General features: G+C 61.4%; 13 protein-coding genes. 11 read left to right on the top strand and 2 right to left on the bottom strand.

Going from position 1 to position 17,383, the window contains the following annotated elements; all coding sequences use genetic code 11:
* The first annotated feature begins 204 nt into the window (after window positions 1-204).
* Window positions 205-1,110 carry a hypothetical protein gene (locus EXW71_RS22050; RefSeq protein WP_123718123.1) on the top strand — a complete coding sequence of 302 codons (906 nt, stop codon included), beginning with the start codon at window positions 205-207 and terminating at the stop codon, window positions 1,108-1,110.
* A gap of 484 nt (window positions 1,111-1,594) precedes the next feature.
* On the opposite strand, the gene EXW71_RS22045 is transcribed toward EXW71_RS22050, so the two are convergent.
* Window positions 1,595-2,770, bottom strand: a complete 1,176-nt coding sequence (locus EXW71_RS22045) for a multidrug effflux MFS transporter (RefSeq protein ID WP_134660882.1) — start codon at window positions 2,768-2,770, stop codon at window positions 1,595-1,597.
* 94 nt (window positions 2,771-2,864) lie between these two features.
* Here EXW71_RS22045 and EXW71_RS22040 point away from each other — a divergent pair, with 94 nt between their 5' ends.
* Window positions 2,865-4,286, top strand: a complete 1,422-nt coding sequence (locus EXW71_RS22040; protein WP_134660881.1) for a PLP-dependent aminotransferase family protein — start codon at window positions 2,865-2,867, stop codon at window positions 4,284-4,286.
* A gap of 15 nt (window positions 4,287-4,301) precedes the next feature.
* Here EXW71_RS22040 and EXW71_RS22035 read toward each other — a convergent pair whose 3' ends face one another.
* The gene (locus EXW71_RS22035; protein ID WP_123718127.1) at window positions 4,302-5,210 is read right to left on the bottom strand and encodes a MurR/RpiR family transcriptional regulator; all 909 of its coding nucleotides are present in this window, start codon (window positions 5,208-5,210) and stop codon (window positions 4,302-4,304) included.
* Between the two features lie 282 nt (window positions 5,211-5,492).
* On the opposite strand from EXW71_RS22035, the gene iolC reads away from it, so the two are divergent.
* The 9 genes from iolC (at window position 5,493) to EXW71_RS21990 (ending at window position 17,262) form a co-directional block, all read left to right on the top strand.
* The gene (gene iolC / locus EXW71_RS22030) at window positions 5,493-7,430 is read left to right on the top strand and encodes a 5-dehydro-2-deoxygluconokinase (RefSeq protein WP_134660880.1); all 1,938 of its coding nucleotides are present in this window, start codon (window positions 5,493-5,495) and stop codon (window positions 7,428-7,430) included.
* A 103-nt stretch (window positions 7,431-7,533) separates the two neighbouring features.
* Complete coding sequence (gene iolE, locus EXW71_RS22025; protein WP_134660879.1) at window positions 7,534-8,421, top strand: myo-inosose-2 dehydratase; 888 nt, start codon at window positions 7,534-7,536, stop codon at window positions 8,419-8,421.
* Between the two features lie 3 nt (window positions 8,422-8,424).
* Window positions 8,425-9,213 (top strand): 5-deoxy-glucuronate isomerase, encoded by a 789-nt coding sequence (gene iolB / locus EXW71_RS22020; protein WP_123718130.1) that lies wholly within the window; start codon window positions 8,425-8,427, stop codon window positions 9,211-9,213.
* Between the two features lie 10 nt (window positions 9,214-9,223).
* Window positions 9,224-11,155, top strand: coding sequence for a 3D-(3,5/4)-trihydroxycyclohexane-1,2-dione acylhydrolase (decyclizing) (gene iolD / locus EXW71_RS22015; RefSeq protein ID WP_134660878.1), 1,932 nt, complete (start codon window positions 9,224-9,226; stop codon window positions 11,153-11,155).
* Window positions 11,156-11,175: 20 nt separating this feature from the next.
* The gene (locus tag EXW71_RS22010) at window positions 11,176-12,186 is read left to right on the top strand and encodes a Gfo/Idh/MocA family protein (protein ID WP_134660877.1); all 1,011 of its coding nucleotides are present in this window, start codon (window positions 11,176-11,178) and stop codon (window positions 12,184-12,186) included.
* Window positions 12,187-12,277: 91 nt separating this feature from the next.
* The gene (locus EXW71_RS22005) at window positions 12,278-13,306 is read left to right on the top strand and encodes a Gfo/Idh/MocA family oxidoreductase (protein ID WP_134660876.1); all 1,029 of its coding nucleotides are present in this window, start codon (window positions 12,278-12,280) and stop codon (window positions 13,304-13,306) included.
* 352 nt (window positions 13,307-13,658) lie between these two features.
* Window positions 13,659-14,594 (top strand): sugar ABC transporter substrate-binding protein, encoded by a 936-nt coding sequence (locus tag EXW71_RS22000; RefSeq protein ID WP_134660875.1) that lies wholly within the window; start codon window positions 13,659-13,661, stop codon window positions 14,592-14,594.
* 65 nt (window positions 14,595-14,659) lie between these two features.
* Window positions 14,660-16,213 carry a sugar ABC transporter ATP-binding protein gene (locus EXW71_RS21995; RefSeq protein ID WP_134660874.1) on the top strand — a complete coding sequence of 518 codons (1,554 nt, stop codon included), beginning with the start codon at window positions 14,660-14,662 and terminating at the stop codon, window positions 16,211-16,213.
* A gap of 26 nt (window positions 16,214-16,239) precedes the next feature.
* Complete coding sequence (locus EXW71_RS21990) at window positions 16,240-17,262, top strand: ABC transporter permease (protein ID WP_123718136.1); 1,023 nt, start codon at window positions 16,240-16,242, stop codon at window positions 17,260-17,262.
* Window positions 17,263-17,383: the final 121 nt, after the last annotated feature.

The following is a 17,383-nucleotide window of genomic DNA, read 5'->3' as shown; positions in this document are numbered from 1 at the left end:
GGTCAAACCGGCCATTCGGCGGCTGAAAGTGCATAACGCCCACTCGTCACGGGCCATTCTTGCAAGTTGCACGGTTTTGAGAAGTTCAACTTATTTAACTTGTTGAAATATATAAGGTTTATTTTTATCGACGACTGGCATGGTGCCTGCACTGTCCCTTTTGGGACTTGTAACACTATTTTTCATGCCTGGAGCGAAACAACAATGATCACATCCTCATCCACGCTGCAAGAGTCGAGCACGCACTCTGGGGTTTCCTGGGGGGCTATCTTCGCCGGAGCCGCAGCGGCGGCCGCGCTTTCCCTGATACTGGTGTTGCTGGGCTTTGGCCTGGGTTTCTCGGCGGTGTCGCCGTGGGCCGACAGCGGCATCAGCGCCAAGGGGCTTGGCATTTCTACCATTGTCTGGTTGGCCTTCACCCAGATCGTCGCGTCCGGCCTGGGCGGTTACATCGCCGGTCGGTTGCGTGTGAAGTGGGCCAATATGCATGGCGATGAAGTGTACTTCCGCGACACCGCCCATGGTTTCCTCGCGTGGGCCGTCGCCACGCTGGTCACCGCGATGCTGGTGGTCGGTTCGGTCAGCAGTGTGGTCAGCGGTGGCGTGAAAGCCGGTGCGTCCGTTGCCTCGGGTGCCGCCAGCGGCCTGACGCAAGCAGCCGGTGGTGCCGCCAAAGGTGCCAACAGCGGTGACTTCGATTATTACGTCGACAGCCTGTTCCGCGATGACCGCCCAGCCGCGGTCAGCGATGACGCTGCCCATGGTGTGGTTGCACGCATCTTCACCCGCACCCTGAGCAACGACGGTCAGCTTGCACCTGAGGACCGTACCTACCTGGCCCAGTTGATCAGCCAGCGCACCAATCTCAGCCAGGCCGATGCCGAAGCGCGTATCGACAAGGTCTACGGCGATGCCCGCAAAGCCATCGAAGACGCCAAACTCAAAGCCAAGCAGGCTGCCGACACCGCTGCGAAAGTCGCCGCCTACACCTCGCTGTGGACCTTCATCACGCTGTTGATCGGTGCGTTCTTCGCCAGCTTCGCCGCCACCTTCGGCGGTCGTCGTCGGGATGCCGTGGTGTATGTCGAAACCGAAACCTACGTTCGTTAATTCAAGGAGAACAGTCTCATGCGCTCATTACTGCTGTGGTTCCTCGGTGTGCCTATCCCGGTCATCATCTTGATCGCGATCTTCATGCACTGATCGCCGAAATAAAAAAACGCGCCGGGACATCCCGGCGCGTTTTTTTTTGCTATCAGAAACGGGTTTTTATACCGGTCAGAGCAGCACCCCCGTACGTCAGCCCTGAACATCAAACCCATCTACCCATGAGTCTTGCCCACCGTTGATTGTTGCTTCACTCAAGCCGCACCTGGCCGACAGGCGTAATGCCAGTCAGTTAAGAAAGAGAAAGGCTAAAAAGTACCTGTGGCGAGGGAGCTTGCTCCCGTTGGACTGCGTAGCAGGCCCAGTCTTTTCAAGCCCAAAGCTGGGGCCGCTTCGCGACCCAACGGGAGCAAGCTCCCTCGCCACAGGTTACTCGTTGTCCGCTCTATCGCTTAACTGACTGGCAGTAGCCGACAGGCGCGGCTTTTTACTGCAAGGCGAGCCAACTGCTGGCCAGCAACACACTGGCGGCTGACGTCATGATCACCAAGGCGGTTGACGTGCCATCCGACAGCAACCCCGTGAGCCAACTGCCCACGGCGGTGATGAACATCTGGATAAAGAAGAACAGCCCGGAGGCCGTCCCGGCTACCGCGCCATAGGGTTGCAACACCGACAGCTGGCAGGCGGGAATCGCCATGCCCACCGACACCATGATCACCACCATGGGCAGCACAATTGCCAGCCATTCCCCCGGCAACAGGGTGGTTGCCGTGGCCAGCGTCACGCTGCCCACGATGTTCAAGCCGATGGCGGCGCTGATCAAACGGTCGGGTTCGAAGCGTTGCACCAGCCGCCGAAACAGGTTCGCGCCCAGCATGTAGCCGCTGATCGTGGCGGCAAACACCAGCGCGTAAGCCGTGGCGGACAAGTGAAAACCGCGCTGCAGCAGGGCCGACGACTCACTGATGAACGGAAAGTACGTGCTGTAGACGCAGCCGATGGCGAGCGAATAGCGCAGGAAATAGCGGTCACGCAGCAGTTGGCGGTAGAGCTGCAACAGATTGCTCGGCGGCGCAGCAGCAACCTGTGCCGGACGGGTTTCCGGCAGGCGGTGATACACCACCAGGTACAGCACGGCTCCGATCAGCCCCAGCAGCACGAACAGCCCGCGCCAGTCGATCAAGGGCAGCATCAGGCTACCCAGCACGGGCGCGGCCATCGGCGACACGGCCATGGCCATGGAGATCAAGCCCAGCAGGCGCGCCTGCTCCTCGCGGTCGAAGTAGTCGCGCACGATCACCCGACCGATCACGGTGGTGCAGCATCCGCCCAGGGCCTGGAACAGGCGGGCGATAATCAGCACGCCGAGGTTGTCGGACAAGGCACAGGCGGCCGTGGCCGCTACATACAGGAACAGGCCGCTCAGCAGTACCGGTCGACGGCCGAAGCGGTCGGTCAACGGGCCGCTGACCAGCAGCGAAATCGCCGAGCCCAAGGCGTACAGCGTGAGGGTCAATTGCAGTTGGGCGTCGCGGGCGTGGAAATAGTCAGCCATGGCGGGGAGGGCCGGCAGGTGCATGTCCAGGGTGATACGCGGCAAGGCGATCAGTGCGGTCAGCAGCACCAGCCAGAAACCGGTGGAGAGGGCGCGTTGTGTCATGGAAAGCCTCGATGCAGTTCGTTGAGTCCTGAACTCTACTGGCTTTGTGGTTTAATCCTTTGAGCCACTTATACCTGGAGCGATTGGACCACTTATGAGTCGAGGAAAAGCCGCATCCGCCTTGGACCTGCCGCGTCCCGCGGCCTTGGATGCCGGCAAGCAGCAGGGCGCTTACGATGCGTTGCGTACAGCCATCCTGAACCGGCAACTGCCGGCGGGCAGTCGCTTGCCCTCCACCCGCAACCTGGCCGAACGTTGGTTGGTGTCGCGGGGCACCCTTGAGGCCGCTTACGAACGCTTGCAGGGCGAGGGCTACGTGCAGCGGGTAGCCGGTTCAGGCACTCGCGTGTGTGCGGTGATCCCCGAGCAATTCATTGCAGCCGCGGCGCCCGGCACAAGCTCGCGCCGTGTGGCACTGCCTGATCAGCCTGACGCGGCGGTGCAAAGTCATGTGCCCTTCGTGGCACGGCGTCCGGATGCCGGGCTGTTCGACTTGAAGACCTGGGCCCGCTGCATTTCCCGTGGTCTGCTCACCGTCGGCCCCGGCGTGCTGGAAGCCAGCCACCTGGCCGGGTTGCCGGCCCTGCGTGAACAGATCGCCGATTACCTGCGCAGCTATCGTGGCCTGCAATGCGAGGCGGATGAAGTGATCGTCACCACCGGCATTCGCCACGCCCTTGACTTGATCGCCCGCACGCTGCTCAAGCCCGGCGACACGGCCTGCGTTGAAGACCCCGGCTATAAGCCGGCGCGTCGCCTGTTCAGCCTGGCGCGGGCGCACGTTCAGGCCATCCCGGTAACGGCTGAGGGCCTTGATTGCGACCAGTTGCCGGACACCGCACGTCTGGCCTACGTGACCCCGGCGCACCAGGCACCGCTGGGCATGACCCTCTCGGTCTCGCGGCGCCTGGCGCTGTTGGATTGGGCCGCCCGCGCCGACGCCTGGGTGATCGAAGATGACTACGACAGCGAGTACAACTACAACAGCGCGCCCCTGGCGGCGCTCAAATCCCTGGATTGCGGCGACCGGGTGCTCTACTGCGGCAGTTTCAACAAGAACCTGTTTCCCGGTCTGCGCGTAGGTTTCATGGTGGTGCCCAAGGTGGTGCGCCCCGCGTTGTTGCGGACCCTGCAACTCACCGGGCATTCGGTGGGCGCCACGGATCAACTGGGGCTGGTGGAGTTCCTCGGCAGCGGTGCCTTTGTGCGTCACCTGCGCGCTTCCCGCCAGGCTTATCAGGCGCGGCGCGATGCATTGCTCGCGTGCCTGCCCGATGGCTGCTCAGTGACTGGCCAGCAGGCTGGGCTGCACTTTGTACTGTGGTTGCCGCCGGGCGTGGAAGAACAGGATTTTTGCGAGCGCGCCGCTGCCGTCGGGTTGGCGTTGCAGCCGCTGGGCAAGTTCTGCGTGGAGGCACGCCTGGCGCCGGCGGTGATCATCGGCTATACCGCGCTGACCCTGGCGCAGATCCGTTTCCACGGCCGAGTGCTGGCGAAATTGCTGATGGCGAGGTGACTCGGTGTCTGCCGCTCAGTCTTCGAACCCGACCTGCTCATGAATCTCGTCCACTTTCAATTCCAGGCGATACGCCACCGCAATGAACAGCGCCTGGCACAGGCACAGGGTGGCGCTCAACGAGCGGAAGGCGAACGAGGAACCTTCATTCACCAACAACACCGTATTGGCCCGCTTGGCCAGGGGCGACAGGTTGCTGTCGGTGATGATCAGGGTCTTGGCCTGTTGGTGCTGGGCGATGCGCAGGCAGTGCTGGGTCTCTTTGCCGTAGGGCGTAAAACTGATGGCGATCACCAGGTCATTGGCGCGCACGCTGCGCATCTGTTCGCGGTAGCTGCCGCCCAGACCCGAAATCAGATGAATGCGCTTGTTGGTGTGTTGCAGGTTGTAGACCAGGTAATCGGCCACGGCGAAGGAGCGGCGTACGCCGACCACATAGATATTGTCGGCATTGACCACCAGGTCGACGGCTTTGTCGAACGCCGCGTCGTCGAGTTCCAGCCCCAGGCGCTCGATGCCGGACAGTGTCGCGTTGACGCATTCACGTGCCAGGTCGCCGCCGCTGGCTTTCTGCGACTTGTTGGCGATCATGCTGCGGATGCGCTGCTGATAGTTCTGCACCGGCGTGGTCTTGTGGGTATACGCCTCGCGAAACAGCGCCTGCATCTCGCTGAACCCGCTGAAGCCGAACCGTTGGGAAAAGCGCACGATGGCCGAGGGGTGCACTTCGCATTCGCGGGCGATGTCGCTGATGCGGTCGACCATGATTCGGTCGCTCTGCTGGCTCATGTAGCTGGCGATGCGTTTGAGCTGGCGTGGCAGGCTTTCGTATTCGTCGGTGATCAGTTGCAACAGGCGTTCGGCATTGATCGGAGGGCTGGCTATGTTTCCTTCCAGGGTGGTCTCGGGATCGGTGCGGGACATGGGCAATCCTTCTGGCGTTTTCATCTGTTGCGCTGATGGTGGCGCAAGTCTACAGGGTAGGCGCAAAAAAATACCCCGGCATCACGGTCCGCGCGGCTTGCTGAAACGATGCACGGCGGCTGGCGGGCCATTATGTCAGCTTATTGGAAAAAATATTCCACAGAAAATAATTATGGAATAAATATTGATTGAGGCCGCCGGACGTTCTAGTCTGCTTGCACCAAGAGCGTTTGCCGCCGTCACGGAGCACAACGCAGGCTGATAAAAATAACAGGAGCCAGCATGGGCCAGACTCGTTTTGCCAGTGGGCGTCAATTGGATCTGATTTGCCTCGGGCGCTTGGGCGTCGACCTCTACGCACAGCAAGTGGGTGCGCGGCTTGAGGACGTGTCCAGTTTTGCCAAGTACCTCGGCGGGTCTTCCGCCAATATCGCTTTCGGCACGGCGCGGCTGGGGCTCAGGTCGGCGATGCTGAGTCGGGTAGGGGATGACCATATGGGCCGTTTCCTGGTGGAATCCCTGGCCCGTGAAGGCTGCGATGTCAGCGGCATCAAAGTCGATCCTGAACGCCTCACCGCCCTAGTGCTGCTCGGCCTCAAGGACCGAGAAACCTTCCCCCTGGTGTTCTACCGCGAAAACTGCGCGGACATGGCGCTGCGTGCCGAAGACATCAGCGAAGCCTTCATTGCGTCCAGCAAAGCGCTGCTGATCACCGGTACGCATTTCTCCACCGATGGCGTGTACAAGGCCAGTCTCCAGGCCCTGGACTATGCCGCCCGGCACGACGTCAAGCGTGTGCTGGACATCGACTACCGCCCGGTACTCTGGGGCCTGGCAGGCAAGGCGGACGGTGAAACCCGGTTTGTCGCCGACCAGAATGTCAGCCAGCACGTGCAGAAAATCCTGCCGCTTTTCGACCTTATCGTTGGCACTGAAGAAGAGTTCCTGATCGCCGGCGGCAGTGAAGACCTGTTGACCGCCCTGCGTACCGTGCGTGAACTGACCCCGGCCACCTTGGTGGTCAAGCTCGGCCCGCAGGGCTGCACGGTGATCCACGGCGCAATCCCGCCGCGCCTGGAAGACGGCGCGATCTATCCCGGCGTGCGGGTTGAAGTGCTCAATGTATTGGGCGCCGGCGATGCGTTTATGTCGGGCTTCCTCAGCGGTTGGCTGAACGATGCCAGCGATGAGCGTTGCAGCCAGTTGGCCAATGCCTGTGGCGGCCTGGTGGTGTCGCGCCATGCCTGCGCCCCGGCGATGCCGACGCCCGCCGAACTGGATTACCTGTTCAACAGCCCGGTGCCCATTACCCGGCCGGATCAGGATGTCACCCTGCAACGCCTGCATCGCGTCACAGTGCCGCGCAAGGCCTGGAAGCAGTTGTTCGTGTTTGCCTTCGATCACCGGTGGCAATTGGTGGACCTGGCGCAAAAGGGCGGGCAGGGCCCGGAGCGCATCAGCGCGATCAAGCAACTGTTCATCCAGGCCATCGAACGGGTAGAGAAAAAACTCAGTGAGCAGGGTATCGAAGCCGATGTGGGCCTGCTGGCCGACCAACGTTTTGGCCAGGATGCGCTCAACTCCGCCAGCGGTCGCGGCTGGTGGATTGCGCGTCCGGTGGAGGTGCAGAACTCGCGGCCCCTGGCGTTCGAGCACGGCCGTTCGGTCGGCAGTAACTTGATCGCCTGGCCCCAGGAGCAAATCATCAAGTGCCTGGTGCAATTCCACCCGGACGACGAGCCGCTGCTGCGCCTGGAACAGGAAGCGCAACTCAAGGCGGTGTATGAGGCTTCCCTGGTCAGCGGCCATGAACTGCTGCTGGAGGTCATCCCGCCCAAGGATCATCCATCCACTTACCCGGATGTGCTGTATCGCAGCCTCAAGCGCCTGTACAACCTGGGCATCTACCCGGCGTGGTGGAAGATCGAGGCGCAGTCGGCCGAGGACTGGAAAAAGCTCGACGAACTGATCCAGGAGCGCGACCCGTACTGCCGTGGCGTGGTGCTGCTGGGCCTGAATGCATCGGCTGAAAGTCTCGCCAATGGCTTCCTGCAAGCCAGCCACAGTACCACCTGCCGGGGGTTCGCCGTGGGCCGTACGATCTTCCAGGCGCCGAGCCGGGCGTGGATGGCGGGGGAGATTGATGATCAGACCCTGATTGAGCACGTGCAGGCAACGTTTGAACAACTGATCAACGCCTGGTGCAGTGCACGATCCTGAACACCGTTTTCAACTTGAAATGCAATCAAATGTGGGAGGGGGCAAGCCCCTTCTACATCAAGCAGATCCGAGCGATCTCTGGATAAAAACAAAAGGTGCAGCCATGCCCGCAATCCGAATTGGCATCAACCCGATCTCCTGGAGCAACGACGACCTGCCGGCCCTGGGCGGTGAAACGCCCTTGAGCACGGCCCTCAGCGAAGGCAAGGACATCGGCTACGAAGGTTTTGAACTCAACGGCAAATTCCCCAAGGACGCCAAGGGCGTCGCCGACGTGTTGCGCCCCTACGACCTGGCGCTGGTCTCCGGCTGGTACTCCAGCCGCCTGGCGCGGCGTTCGGTGGCCGAAGAAATCGAAGCCATCGCCGGCCACGTCGAACTGCTCAAACAGAATGGCGCCACGGTGCTGGTGTATGGCGAAGTCGCCGACTCCATCCAGGGCTCGCGTATCCGCCTGATCGAACGTCCGCGCCTGCACAGCGAGCAAGCCTGGCAGGCATACGCCGACAAACTCACCGAATTGGCGCGTTTCACCCTGTCTCAAGGTGTGCGCCTGGCCTACCACCACCATATGGGCGCCTACGTCGAGTCGCCTGAAGACATCGACCAGCTTATGCGCCGGACAGGCCCTGAAGTCGGCCTGTTGTTCGATTCCGGCCACTGCTACATGGGCGGCGGCGAACCTGTCGAGGTGCTGCGCAAACACATCGACCGCGTCTGCCACGTGCATTTCAAGGACGTGCGCAAACCCGTGGTGCAACTGGCGCGCAACCAGATGTGGAGCTTCCCCGATTGCATCGTCAACGGCACCTTCACCGTGCCGGGTGACGGCGATATCGATTTTGCCGAACTGCTTGATGTGCTGCAGGCCGCGAAGTACGAAGGCTGGCTGGTGGTGGAAGCCGAGCAGGACCCGGCTGTGGCACCCAGCTACATCTACGCAAAAAAGGGTTACGACACCTTGCGCGCGCTTCTCAACGAGAGGGTTTGAGTGATGAGCTTGCTGGTCAAAAGCAGTAAACGCGGACAAACCATGGTCGCCTTGGAAGCCGGGCGCCTGGAGTATGTGGGTTTTTCCGCTTACCGCCTGAGCCTGGGCGAAACCCTGCCGGTCAGCGCCGGGGACAAAGAGTTGTGCCTGGTGCTGCTCAGTGGTCGGGTCAATATCCAGGGCGAGGGCTTCAACTGGCAGAACCTCGGCGATCGCCAGTCGGTGTTCGAGGATAAATCCCCGTTCGCCGCCTACCTGCCGCCCGGCACCGATGCCCAAGTGACGGCGTTGAGCGATGTGCAAATCGCCGTCTGCGCCGCGCCCGGCGCAGTGGGTTTCGAACCCCGCCTGATCCGCCCCGAACAGTGCAAGCGCAGCGTGCGTGGCAAGGGCGCGAACACCCGCTATGTCTGCGACATCCTGCCCGACAGCGAGCCGGCTCATTCACTGCTGGTGGTGGAAGTGCGCACGCCGTCCGGGCATTCGTCGAGCTACCCGCCGCACAAGCACGATACCGACGACCTGCCGCGCCAGAGTTTTCTCGAAGAAACCTACTACCACCAGATCAACCCGCCGCAGGGCTTCGTGTTCCAGCGCGTCTACACCGATGACCGCAGCATCGACCAGGCCATGGCCGTGGAAAACAGCGACTTGGTGGTGGTGCCCAAGGGCTATCACCCGGTCAGCGTGCCGTATGGCTATGAGTCCTATTACTTGAACGTGATGGCCGGCCCCAAGCGTGCCTGGCATTTCCATAACGACCCGCAGCACAGCTGGCTGCTGGACCTTTAAGGGGCGCTTCATGACCACAACTCGACTGACCATGGCCCAGGCCCTGGTGAAATTCCTGGATAACCAATACATCGAAGTCGATGGCGTGCAGAGCAAGTTTGTCGCCGGGGTGTTCACGATTTTCGGCCACGGCAATGTGCTGGGCCTGGGCCAGGCCCTGGAGCAGGACAGCGGTGACCTGGTGGTGCATCAGGGCCGCAACGAGCAAGGCATGGCGCATGCGGCCATCGGTTTTGCCAAGCAGCACCTGCGTCGCAAGATCTACGCGTGCACCGCGTCCGTGGGGCCGGGTGCGGCCAATATGCTGACCGCCGCCGCGACGGCTACCGCTAACCGCATCCCGTTGTTGCTGTTGCCCGGCGACGTCTACGCCAGCCGCCAGCCCGACCCTGTATTGCAACAGATCGAGCAGTTCCATGATTTGAGTATCAGCACCAACGACGCCTTTCGTTCCGTGAGCAAGTACTGGGACCGGATCAACCGTCCCGAGCAGTTGATGACGGCGGCGATTCACGCCATGCGCGTGCTCACCGATCCGGCCGAAACCGGCGCGGTCACCCTGGCATTGCCCCAGGACGTGCAGGCCGAAGCCTGGGACTATCCGGATTATTTCCTGCAAAAGCGCGTGCACCGCATCGAGCGTCGTCCGCCCAGCGCGGCAATGATCGCTGATGCCTTGGCGGCGTTCGCGGGCAAGCGCAAACCGTTGATCATCTGCGGAGGCGGGGTACGCTACTCCGGCGCGAATGCCGCACTGCAAGCGTTTGCCGAACGCTTTGATATTCCGTTCGCCGAAACCCAGGCGGGCAAGAGCGCCGTGGTCTCCAGCCATCCGCTGAATGTCGGAGGGCTGGGGGAGACCGGTTGCCTGGCGGCCAACCTGCTGGCGCCGGACGCGGACCTGATCATCGGCATCGGCACCCGGTACACCGACTTCACCACGTCGTCGAAATCGCTGTTCAAGCATGCCGAGGTGACGTTCCTCAATCTCAATATCAGCCCCTGCGACGCCTTGAAGCTGGATGGCGTGCAAGTGCTGGCGGATGCGCAAGTCGCCCTAGAAGCGCTGGCCGACGCGCTGGGTGATTATCGCGCCGGTTGGGGCGGGCAGATCCACGCGGCCAAGGCTCGGCTCGACGCCGAAATCGCGCGCGTGCACCAAGTGGAATATCAGGGCGACGACTTCGTGCCTGAGGTCGACGACCGTCTGGACCGCGCGGTGCTGCGCGAGTTTATCGAGTTGACCGGCTCCTGCCTGACTCAAAGCCGCGTACTCGGCGTGCTGAACCAGGCCCTGGCCGACGACGCGATCATCGTTGCCGCCGCCGGCAGCCTGCCCGGTGACCTGCAGCGCGCCTGGCGCAGCAAGGGCGTCAACACTTACCACGTCGAGTACGGCTATTCGTGCATGGGCTACGAGATCAACGCCGCCCTGGGCGCCAAGCTGGCCGAGCCAACCCGCGAGGTCTATGCACTGGTTGGCGATGGCTCCTACATGATGCTGCATTCGGAGCTCGCCACCTCGATTCAGGAGCGGCGCAAAATCAACGTGGTGCTGTTCGACAACATGGCCTTCGGCTGCATCAATAACCTGCAGATCGGCAATGGCATGGACAGCTTCGGCACTGAATTCCGTTTTCGCAACCCCGAGAGCGGCAAGCTCGATGGTGGGTTGGTGCCGGTGGACTTCGCCATGAGTGCGGCCGCTTACGGCTGCAAGACCTACCGGGTCAGCACGGTGGAGCAACTGGAAGCGGCCTTGGCCGATGCACGCACGCAGACCGTCTCGACGCTGATTGACATCAAGGTGCTGCCCAAGACCATGGTCCATGGCTACCTGTCGTGGTGGCGGGTGGGCGTGGCGCAGGTCTCCACCAGCGAGCGCACGAATGCGGCGGCGAAAAAACTCAATGAGCAGTTGGCCAAGGCTCGGCAGTACTAATTAACAAGAGGAGTGAATATATGTCGTTGAAGCTTGGAGTGATCGGTACGGGCGCCATCGGCCGGGACCATATCCGTCGTTGCAGCCAGACCCTGCTCAACAGCCAGGTGGTGGCAGTGACCGATATCAACCTTGCGCAAGCGGCCCAGGTGGTGGCGGATTTGAAACTGGACGCCGAGGTGTACCCGGACGGCCATGCGCTGATCGCTTCGCCGCAGGTTGAGGCGGTGCTGGTGACGTCCTGGGGGCCGAGCCACGAGGAGTTCGTGCTGGCGGCCATCGCCGCCGGCAAGCCGGTGTTCTGCGAGAAACCCCTGGCAGTGACGGCTGCAGGCTGCCGCAGGATCGTCGACGCCGAAGTGGCTTATGGCAAGCGCCTGGTGCAAGTCGGTTTTATGCGCCCGTATGACGAAGGCTATCGCGCCCTCAAGGCGGTGATCGACAGCGGCCGGATCGGCGAGCCATTGATGCTGCACTGCGCCCACCGCAACCCGACGGTGGGGGAGAACTACACGACCGATATGGCGATCACCGACACCCTGATCCACGAGCTGGACGTGTTGCGCTGGTTGCTCGACGACGATTACGTCTCGGTGCAAGTGGTGTTCCCGCGCAAGTCGAGCAAGGCGTTGGCGCACCTGCGCGATCCGCAGATCGTGCTGCTGGAAACCGCCAGGGGCACGCGCATTGATGTGGAAGTGTTTGTGAACTGCCAATACGGCTATGACATCCAGTGCGAAGTGGTAGGGGAGACCGGCATCGCCAAACTGCCGGAGCCGTCGCAGGTGCAACTGCGCAGCGACGCGAAACTGTCGAATGCGATTTTGATGGATTGGAAAGATCGGTTTATCGGGGCCTACGACGTGGAGTTGCAAGCCTTCATTGATAGCGTGCGCGCAGGCCAGGTGGGTGGGCCTTCCGCGTGGGACGGGTTTGCGGCGGCGGTGGCGGCGGATGCCTGTATCGAGGCGCAGAGCAGTGAGCAGATCGTGAAGGTGAGCTTGCCCGAGCGCCCGCGCTTCTACGGCTGATCGCCAACGTATCGTTGCGCTGCAGTCGGTGTGGGAGCGAGCAAGCCCCACACATTTGCATTGGGTGTGCAGTTCAAGAAGGAGTTCAAGCATGCGAATTGGACTGGTCGGCTACGGCCACGGCGGACGCTTCTTTCATGCGCCGCTGATTGCCACACTGCCGGGCGCCACGTTTGTTGGGGTGGTGACACGCTCGCCGGAGCGCCGGCAACAATTGAACAGCGACCACCCCGGTGTGAAAGCTTTCGACAGCATTGGCCAGATCGTCGAGGCCGGTGTCGACGCGCTGGTCATTTCTACGACGCTCAAAGGCCGCCCGGCGCTGGTATTGGAGGCCATCGAACATGGCGTGGCCGTGGTCAGCGACAAACCCTTTGCCGCCAATGCTGAACAGGCCCAAGCCCTGATTACCGCCGCCGAACGCCAGGGCGTACTGTTGAGCGTCTATCAGAACCGGCGTTGGGATTCGGACTACCTGACCTTGCGCAAGCTCATCGACGCGGGTGTCCTGGGCGAAATCACCCGGTTTGAATCCCGGGTCGAACGCTACAGCCCGCAAGCAGTGGGCAACGCCAGTGGCGGTGGTTGGCTGCGCGACCTGGGCAGCCATCTGGTGGACCAGGCGCTGCAACTGTTCGGCCCCGTGGACCGGGTGTTTGCGCAACTGCAGTACAGCCGCGAGCACCCCAACCTCGACCACGGTTTTTTTGTCTGCCTGACGCACGCTAATGGCGTGATTTCGCATTTATGGGGCAGTGCGTTGCAAAACAGCCAGGCGCCGCGCTTTCGGGTGAGCGGCACCCTGGGGTGTTACACGGTGGACGGACTGGACGGCCAGGAAGCAGCCTTGATGGCCGGCAAGTCACCGAAAACTGAAGGTGAACATTGGGGCGCTGAAGAACATCGGCGCTGGGGTTGGTTCGAGCAGGGGCCGGAACGCGAGCGTGTGCCGTCGGAAAAAGGCTGCTGGACCCAGTTCTACCGTCAGTTGCTGTGCGCAGTGCAGGGCCACGGCCCACTGCCGGTGGATGCCTATGAGGCATTGGAAACCACCCGTATATTGGACGCCGCACGCCTGAGCGCCGAGCGCCAGCAAGTGGTTTCAACGAAAATGGAATAAAATTCTAAAATGTGTTGATGTAGAAATTATTTTCCAATAAAGTCTTTTCCAGGTTGCAAAAAGTACGTTCGAACCCGATTCGCACGACTCAACAAAAACAAGATCAAAAACAACCAGGTACCGTCAGATGAAAATCTTCAACGCTGTACTGCGAGTTTTACGCCCCCTTTTCGCGCCACGCGGTCTGCCCCGCCCCCGTCCGTTTTATTTTTCCTTCCTTAATGTGCTGTGTGTCGAAACCCAAGGCGCTCTGGTGTGCTGCATTCCAGGCGCACCGGTGGTTCGACTGCCCGCCGAGCTCTGATAAACGCAACGTCCAGAAAACCAACAAAAATGTGGAGACAGACCGTTCATGAAGACCCCGATCCGATTTACCGCGCTGGCGTTGTCCATCCTGCTGACCAGCGGCTTTGCTTCGGCCGCCGATCTCAAGATCGGCGTGAGCATGTCGCAATTCGATGACACCTACCTGACCAACGTGCGTGAGTTCATGGTTGAGCAAGCCAAGTCCTATCCCAAGGGCGACGGCGTACAGCTGCAATTCGAAGACGCCCGGGCTGATGTGGTCAAGCAACTGAGCCAGGTCGAGAATTTCATCAGTCAGAAAGTCGACGCGATCATCGTCAACCCGGTGGACACCGCCTCCACGGCAAGAATCAGCAAGGAGGCGACCGCGGCCGGCATCCCGTTGGTCTACGTCAACCGTCGACCCGACCAGAAGGACCTACCCAAAGGTGTCGCCGCCGTGACCTCCAATGATGAAGAGGCCGGCCGCCTGCAAATGCAGTACATCGCCGACAAATTGGGCGGCAAGGGCAAGATCGTGATCCTGCTCGGTGACCTGGCGAACAACTCCACCACCAACCGCACCAAGGGCATCAAGGAAGTCCTGGCCAAGTACCCGGATATCAAGACCGACCAGGAACAGACCGGCATCTGGCTGCGTGACAAGGGCATGACCCTGGTCAACGACTGGTTGACCCAGGGCCGCGAGTTCAATGCCGTGCTCGCCAACAACGATGAAATGGCCATTGGTGCCGCCATGGCCTTGAAGTCGGCCGGTACCAAGCCGGGCAGCGTGTTGATTGCCGGTGTGGATGGTACGCCGGATGGCTTGAACGCGATTTCCAAGGGTGAGATGACGGTGTCGGTGTTTCAGGACGCAAAAGGCCAGGCGGGCGGTTCGGTAGAGGCGGCACGCAAGATGGCCAAAGGTGAAACGGTCGAGCAGAACATTGTCATCCCGTTCAAGCTGATCACGCCGGACAACCTCAAAGACTTCAAGTAGCCCTGGCATAACAACAATAAGCCGGCAGGGCGGTCACGGCCGCCCTGCAGATGGAGTACTTTTCTATGTTCGCTCAAGCGACTGCTTCGCAGCCTCCCGGTACCCGGTCTGTCGAACCGCAAGAACCCTACCTGTTGGAAATCGTCAACGTCAGCAAGGCCTTTCCCGGTGTCGTGGCCCTGGCCGATGTGCAACTGCGGGTGCGCCCAGGTACGGTGCTGGCGCTGATGGGTGAAAACGGCGCAGGCAAGTCGACGCTGATGAAGATCATTGCCGGTATCTATCAACCGGACGCCGGCCAGATTCGCCTGCGGGGCCGGCCGATCAAGTTCGAAACACCCTTGGCGGCGCAGAAGGCCGGGATCGCGATGATCCATCAGGAACTCAACCTGATGCCCCACATGAGCATTGCCGAGAATATCTGGATCGGCCGTGAGCAGCTCAACAGCCTGCACATGGTCAACCACCGCGAAATGCACCGCTGCACCGCCGAGTTGCTGGCGCGCTTGCGGATCAACCTGGACCCCGAAGAGCAGGTGGGGAACCTGAGCATTGCCGAACGGCAGATGGTCGAGATCGCCAAGGCGGTGTCCTACGACTCCGATATCCTGATCATGGACGAACCGACCTCGGCGATTACCGAAAAGGAAGTCACCCACCTGTTTTCGATCATTGCCGACCTCAAGTCCCAGGGCAAAGGCATTGTCTACATCACGCACAAAATGAACGAAGTGTTCGCCATCGCCGATGAAGTGGCGGTGTTCCGTGACGGCCAGTACATCGGCTTGCAACGTGCCGACAGCATGGACAGCGACAGCCTGATCTCGATGATGGTCGGCCGCGAACTGAGCCAGTTGTTCCCGGTGCGCGAGACACCGGTCGGCGAGTTGCTGCTGTCGGTACGCGATCTGAGGCTGGACGGGGTGTTCAAGGGTGTCTCGTTCGACCTGCACGCCGGTGAAATTCTCGGTATTGCCGGGTTGATGGGCTCGGGCCGCACCAACGTCGCAGAAACCCTGTTCGGTATCACCCCGAGCGATGGCGGGCAAATGACCCTCGACGGCAAGGCGATACGCATCACTGATCCGCACATGGCGATTGAAAAAGGCTTCGCGCTGCTGACCGAAGATCGCAAGCTCAGCGGCCTGTTTCCGTGCCTTTCGGTGCTGGAAAACATGGAAATGGCGGTGCTGCCGCATTATTCGGGTAACGGGTTTATCCAGCAGAAGGCCCTGCGGGCGCTGTGCGAAGACATGTGCAAGAAGCTGCGTGTGAAAACCCCATCCCTCGAACAATGCATCGACACCTTGTCCGGCGGCAACCAGCAGAAGGCGCTGTTGGCGCGCTGGCTGATGACCCAGCCACGGCTGCTGATTCTCGATGAGCCCACTCGCGGCATCGACGTGGGCGCCAAGGCGGAGATCTATCGCTTGATTGCCTTCCTCGCCAGCGAAGGCATGGCGGTGATCATGATTTCCTCGGAACTGCCCGAAGTGCTGGGCATGAGCGACCGGGTGATGGTGATGCACGAAGGCGAACTGATGGGCACCCTGGACCGTGCGGATGCGACCCAGGAAAAAGTCATGCAGCTGGCTTCCGGTATGACGGCAGTCCACTGACGTACAGAGTGAGAAGGTGATTGGCTATGAACGCGATAACAGAAAACAAGCCTGCTGCGGCGCCGGTCAAGAACCGTCGACGCATGCCCACCGAGTTGAGCATTTTCCTGGTGCTGATCGGCATCGGGCTGGTGTTTGAACTGTTTGGCTGGATTGTGCGGGACCAGAGTTTTTTGATGAACTCCCAGCGGCTGGTGCTGATGATCCTGCAGGTGTCGATCATCGGACTGCTGGCGATTGGCGTGACCCAGGTGATCATCACCACGGGTATCGATCTGTCCTCGGGCTCCGTGTTGGCGCTGTCGGCGATGATTGCCGCCAGCCTGGCGCAGACGTCCGACTTTTCCCGGGCTGTGTTCCCAAGCCTGACTGATTTGCCGGTATGGATCCCGGTGGTGATGGGGCTGGGCGTGGGGCTGCTGGCGGGGGCGATCAACGGCAGTATCATTGCCGTCACCGGTATTCCGCCGTTCATTGCCACCCTGGGCATGATGGTCTCGGCCCGTGGCCTGGCGCGTTACTACACGGAAGGCCAGCCGGTGAGCATGCTTTCGGACGCATACACCGCGATTGGCCGTGGCGCCATGCCGGTGATCATTTTCCTGGTGGTCGCGGTGATCTTCCATATCGCCCTGCGCTACACCAAATACGGCAAGTACACCTACGCCATCGGCGGCAACATGCAGGCGGCGCGTACCTCGGGGATCAACGTCAAGCGCCATCTGATCATTGTCTACAGCATCGCCGGCTTGCTCGCCGGGCTGGCCGGCGTGGTGGCTTCGGCGCGTGCCGCCACCGGCCAGGCCGGCATGGGCATGTCCTATGAGCTGGATGCGATTGCCGCCGCGGTGATCGGCGGCACCAGCCTGGCGGGCGGGGTAGGGCGTATCACCGGCACCGTGATCGGCGCGCTGATCCTCGGCGTGATGGCCAGCGGGTTCACTTTCGTCGGGGTGGATGCGTATATCCAGGACATCATCAAGGGGCTGATCATCGTGGTGGCGGTGGTGATCGACCAATACCGCAACAAGCGCAAGCTCAAACGCTGACAGGGTACCGGCCAATCCGGTCAAAAAACAGGGGCGCGGCGCCTAATGCCAGTCAGTTAAGGGTGAACGCTGTATGTGTGGCGAGGGAGCTTGCTCCCGTCGGGCCGCGAAGCGGCCCCGC

It is taken from the genome of Pseudomonas sp. BCA17 (assembly GCF_004519405.1).
GTDB lineage: Bacteria > Pseudomonadota > Gammaproteobacteria > Pseudomonadales > Pseudomonadaceae > Aquipseudomonas.
This window is presented reverse-complemented; position numbering and strand designations above follow the sequence as displayed.

Bases quoted from the DNA above. Each gene is read 5' to 3' on its own strand.
- EXW71_RS22050 (WP_123718123.1), top strand. From the start codon at position 205: ATGATCACATCCTCATCCACGCTGCAAGAGTCGAGCACGCACTCTGGG.
- EXW71_RS22045 (WP_134660882.1), bottom strand. From the start codon at position 2,770: ATGACACAACGCGCCCTCTCCACCGGTTTCTGGCTGGTGCTGCTGACC.
- EXW71_RS22040 (WP_134660881.1), top strand. From the start codon at position 2,865: ATGAGTCGAGGAAAAGCCGCATCCGCCTTGGACCTGCCGCGTCCCGCG.
- EXW71_RS22035 (WP_123718127.1), bottom strand. From the start codon at position 5,210: ATGTCCCGCACCGATCCCGAGACCACCCTGGAAGGAAACATAGCCAGC.
- iolC (WP_134660880.1), top strand. From the start codon at position 5,493: ATGGGCCAGACTCGTTTTGCCAGTGGGCGTCAATTGGATCTGATTTGC.
- iolE (WP_134660879.1), top strand. From the start codon at position 7,534: ATGCCCGCAATCCGAATTGGCATCAACCCGATCTCCTGGAGCAACGAC.
- iolB (WP_123718130.1), top strand. From the start codon at position 8,425: ATGAGCTTGCTGGTCAAAAGCAGTAAACGCGGACAAACCATGGTCGCC.
- iolD (WP_134660878.1), top strand. From the start codon at position 9,224: ATGACCACAACTCGACTGACCATGGCCCAGGCCCTGGTGAAATTCCTG.
- EXW71_RS22010 (WP_134660877.1), top strand. From the start codon at position 11,176: ATGTCGTTGAAGCTTGGAGTGATCGGTACGGGCGCCATCGGCCGGGAC.
- EXW71_RS22005 (WP_134660876.1), top strand. From the start codon at position 12,278: ATGCGAATTGGACTGGTCGGCTACGGCCACGGCGGACGCTTCTTTCAT.
- EXW71_RS22000 (WP_134660875.1), top strand. From the start codon at position 13,659: ATGAAGACCCCGATCCGATTTACCGCGCTGGCGTTGTCCATCCTGCTG.
- EXW71_RS21995 (WP_134660874.1), top strand. From the start codon at position 14,660: ATGTTCGCTCAAGCGACTGCTTCGCAGCCTCCCGGTACCCGGTCTGTC.
- EXW71_RS21990 (WP_123718136.1), top strand. From the start codon at position 16,240: ATGAACGCGATAACAGAAAACAAGCCTGCTGCGGCGCCGGTCAAGAAC.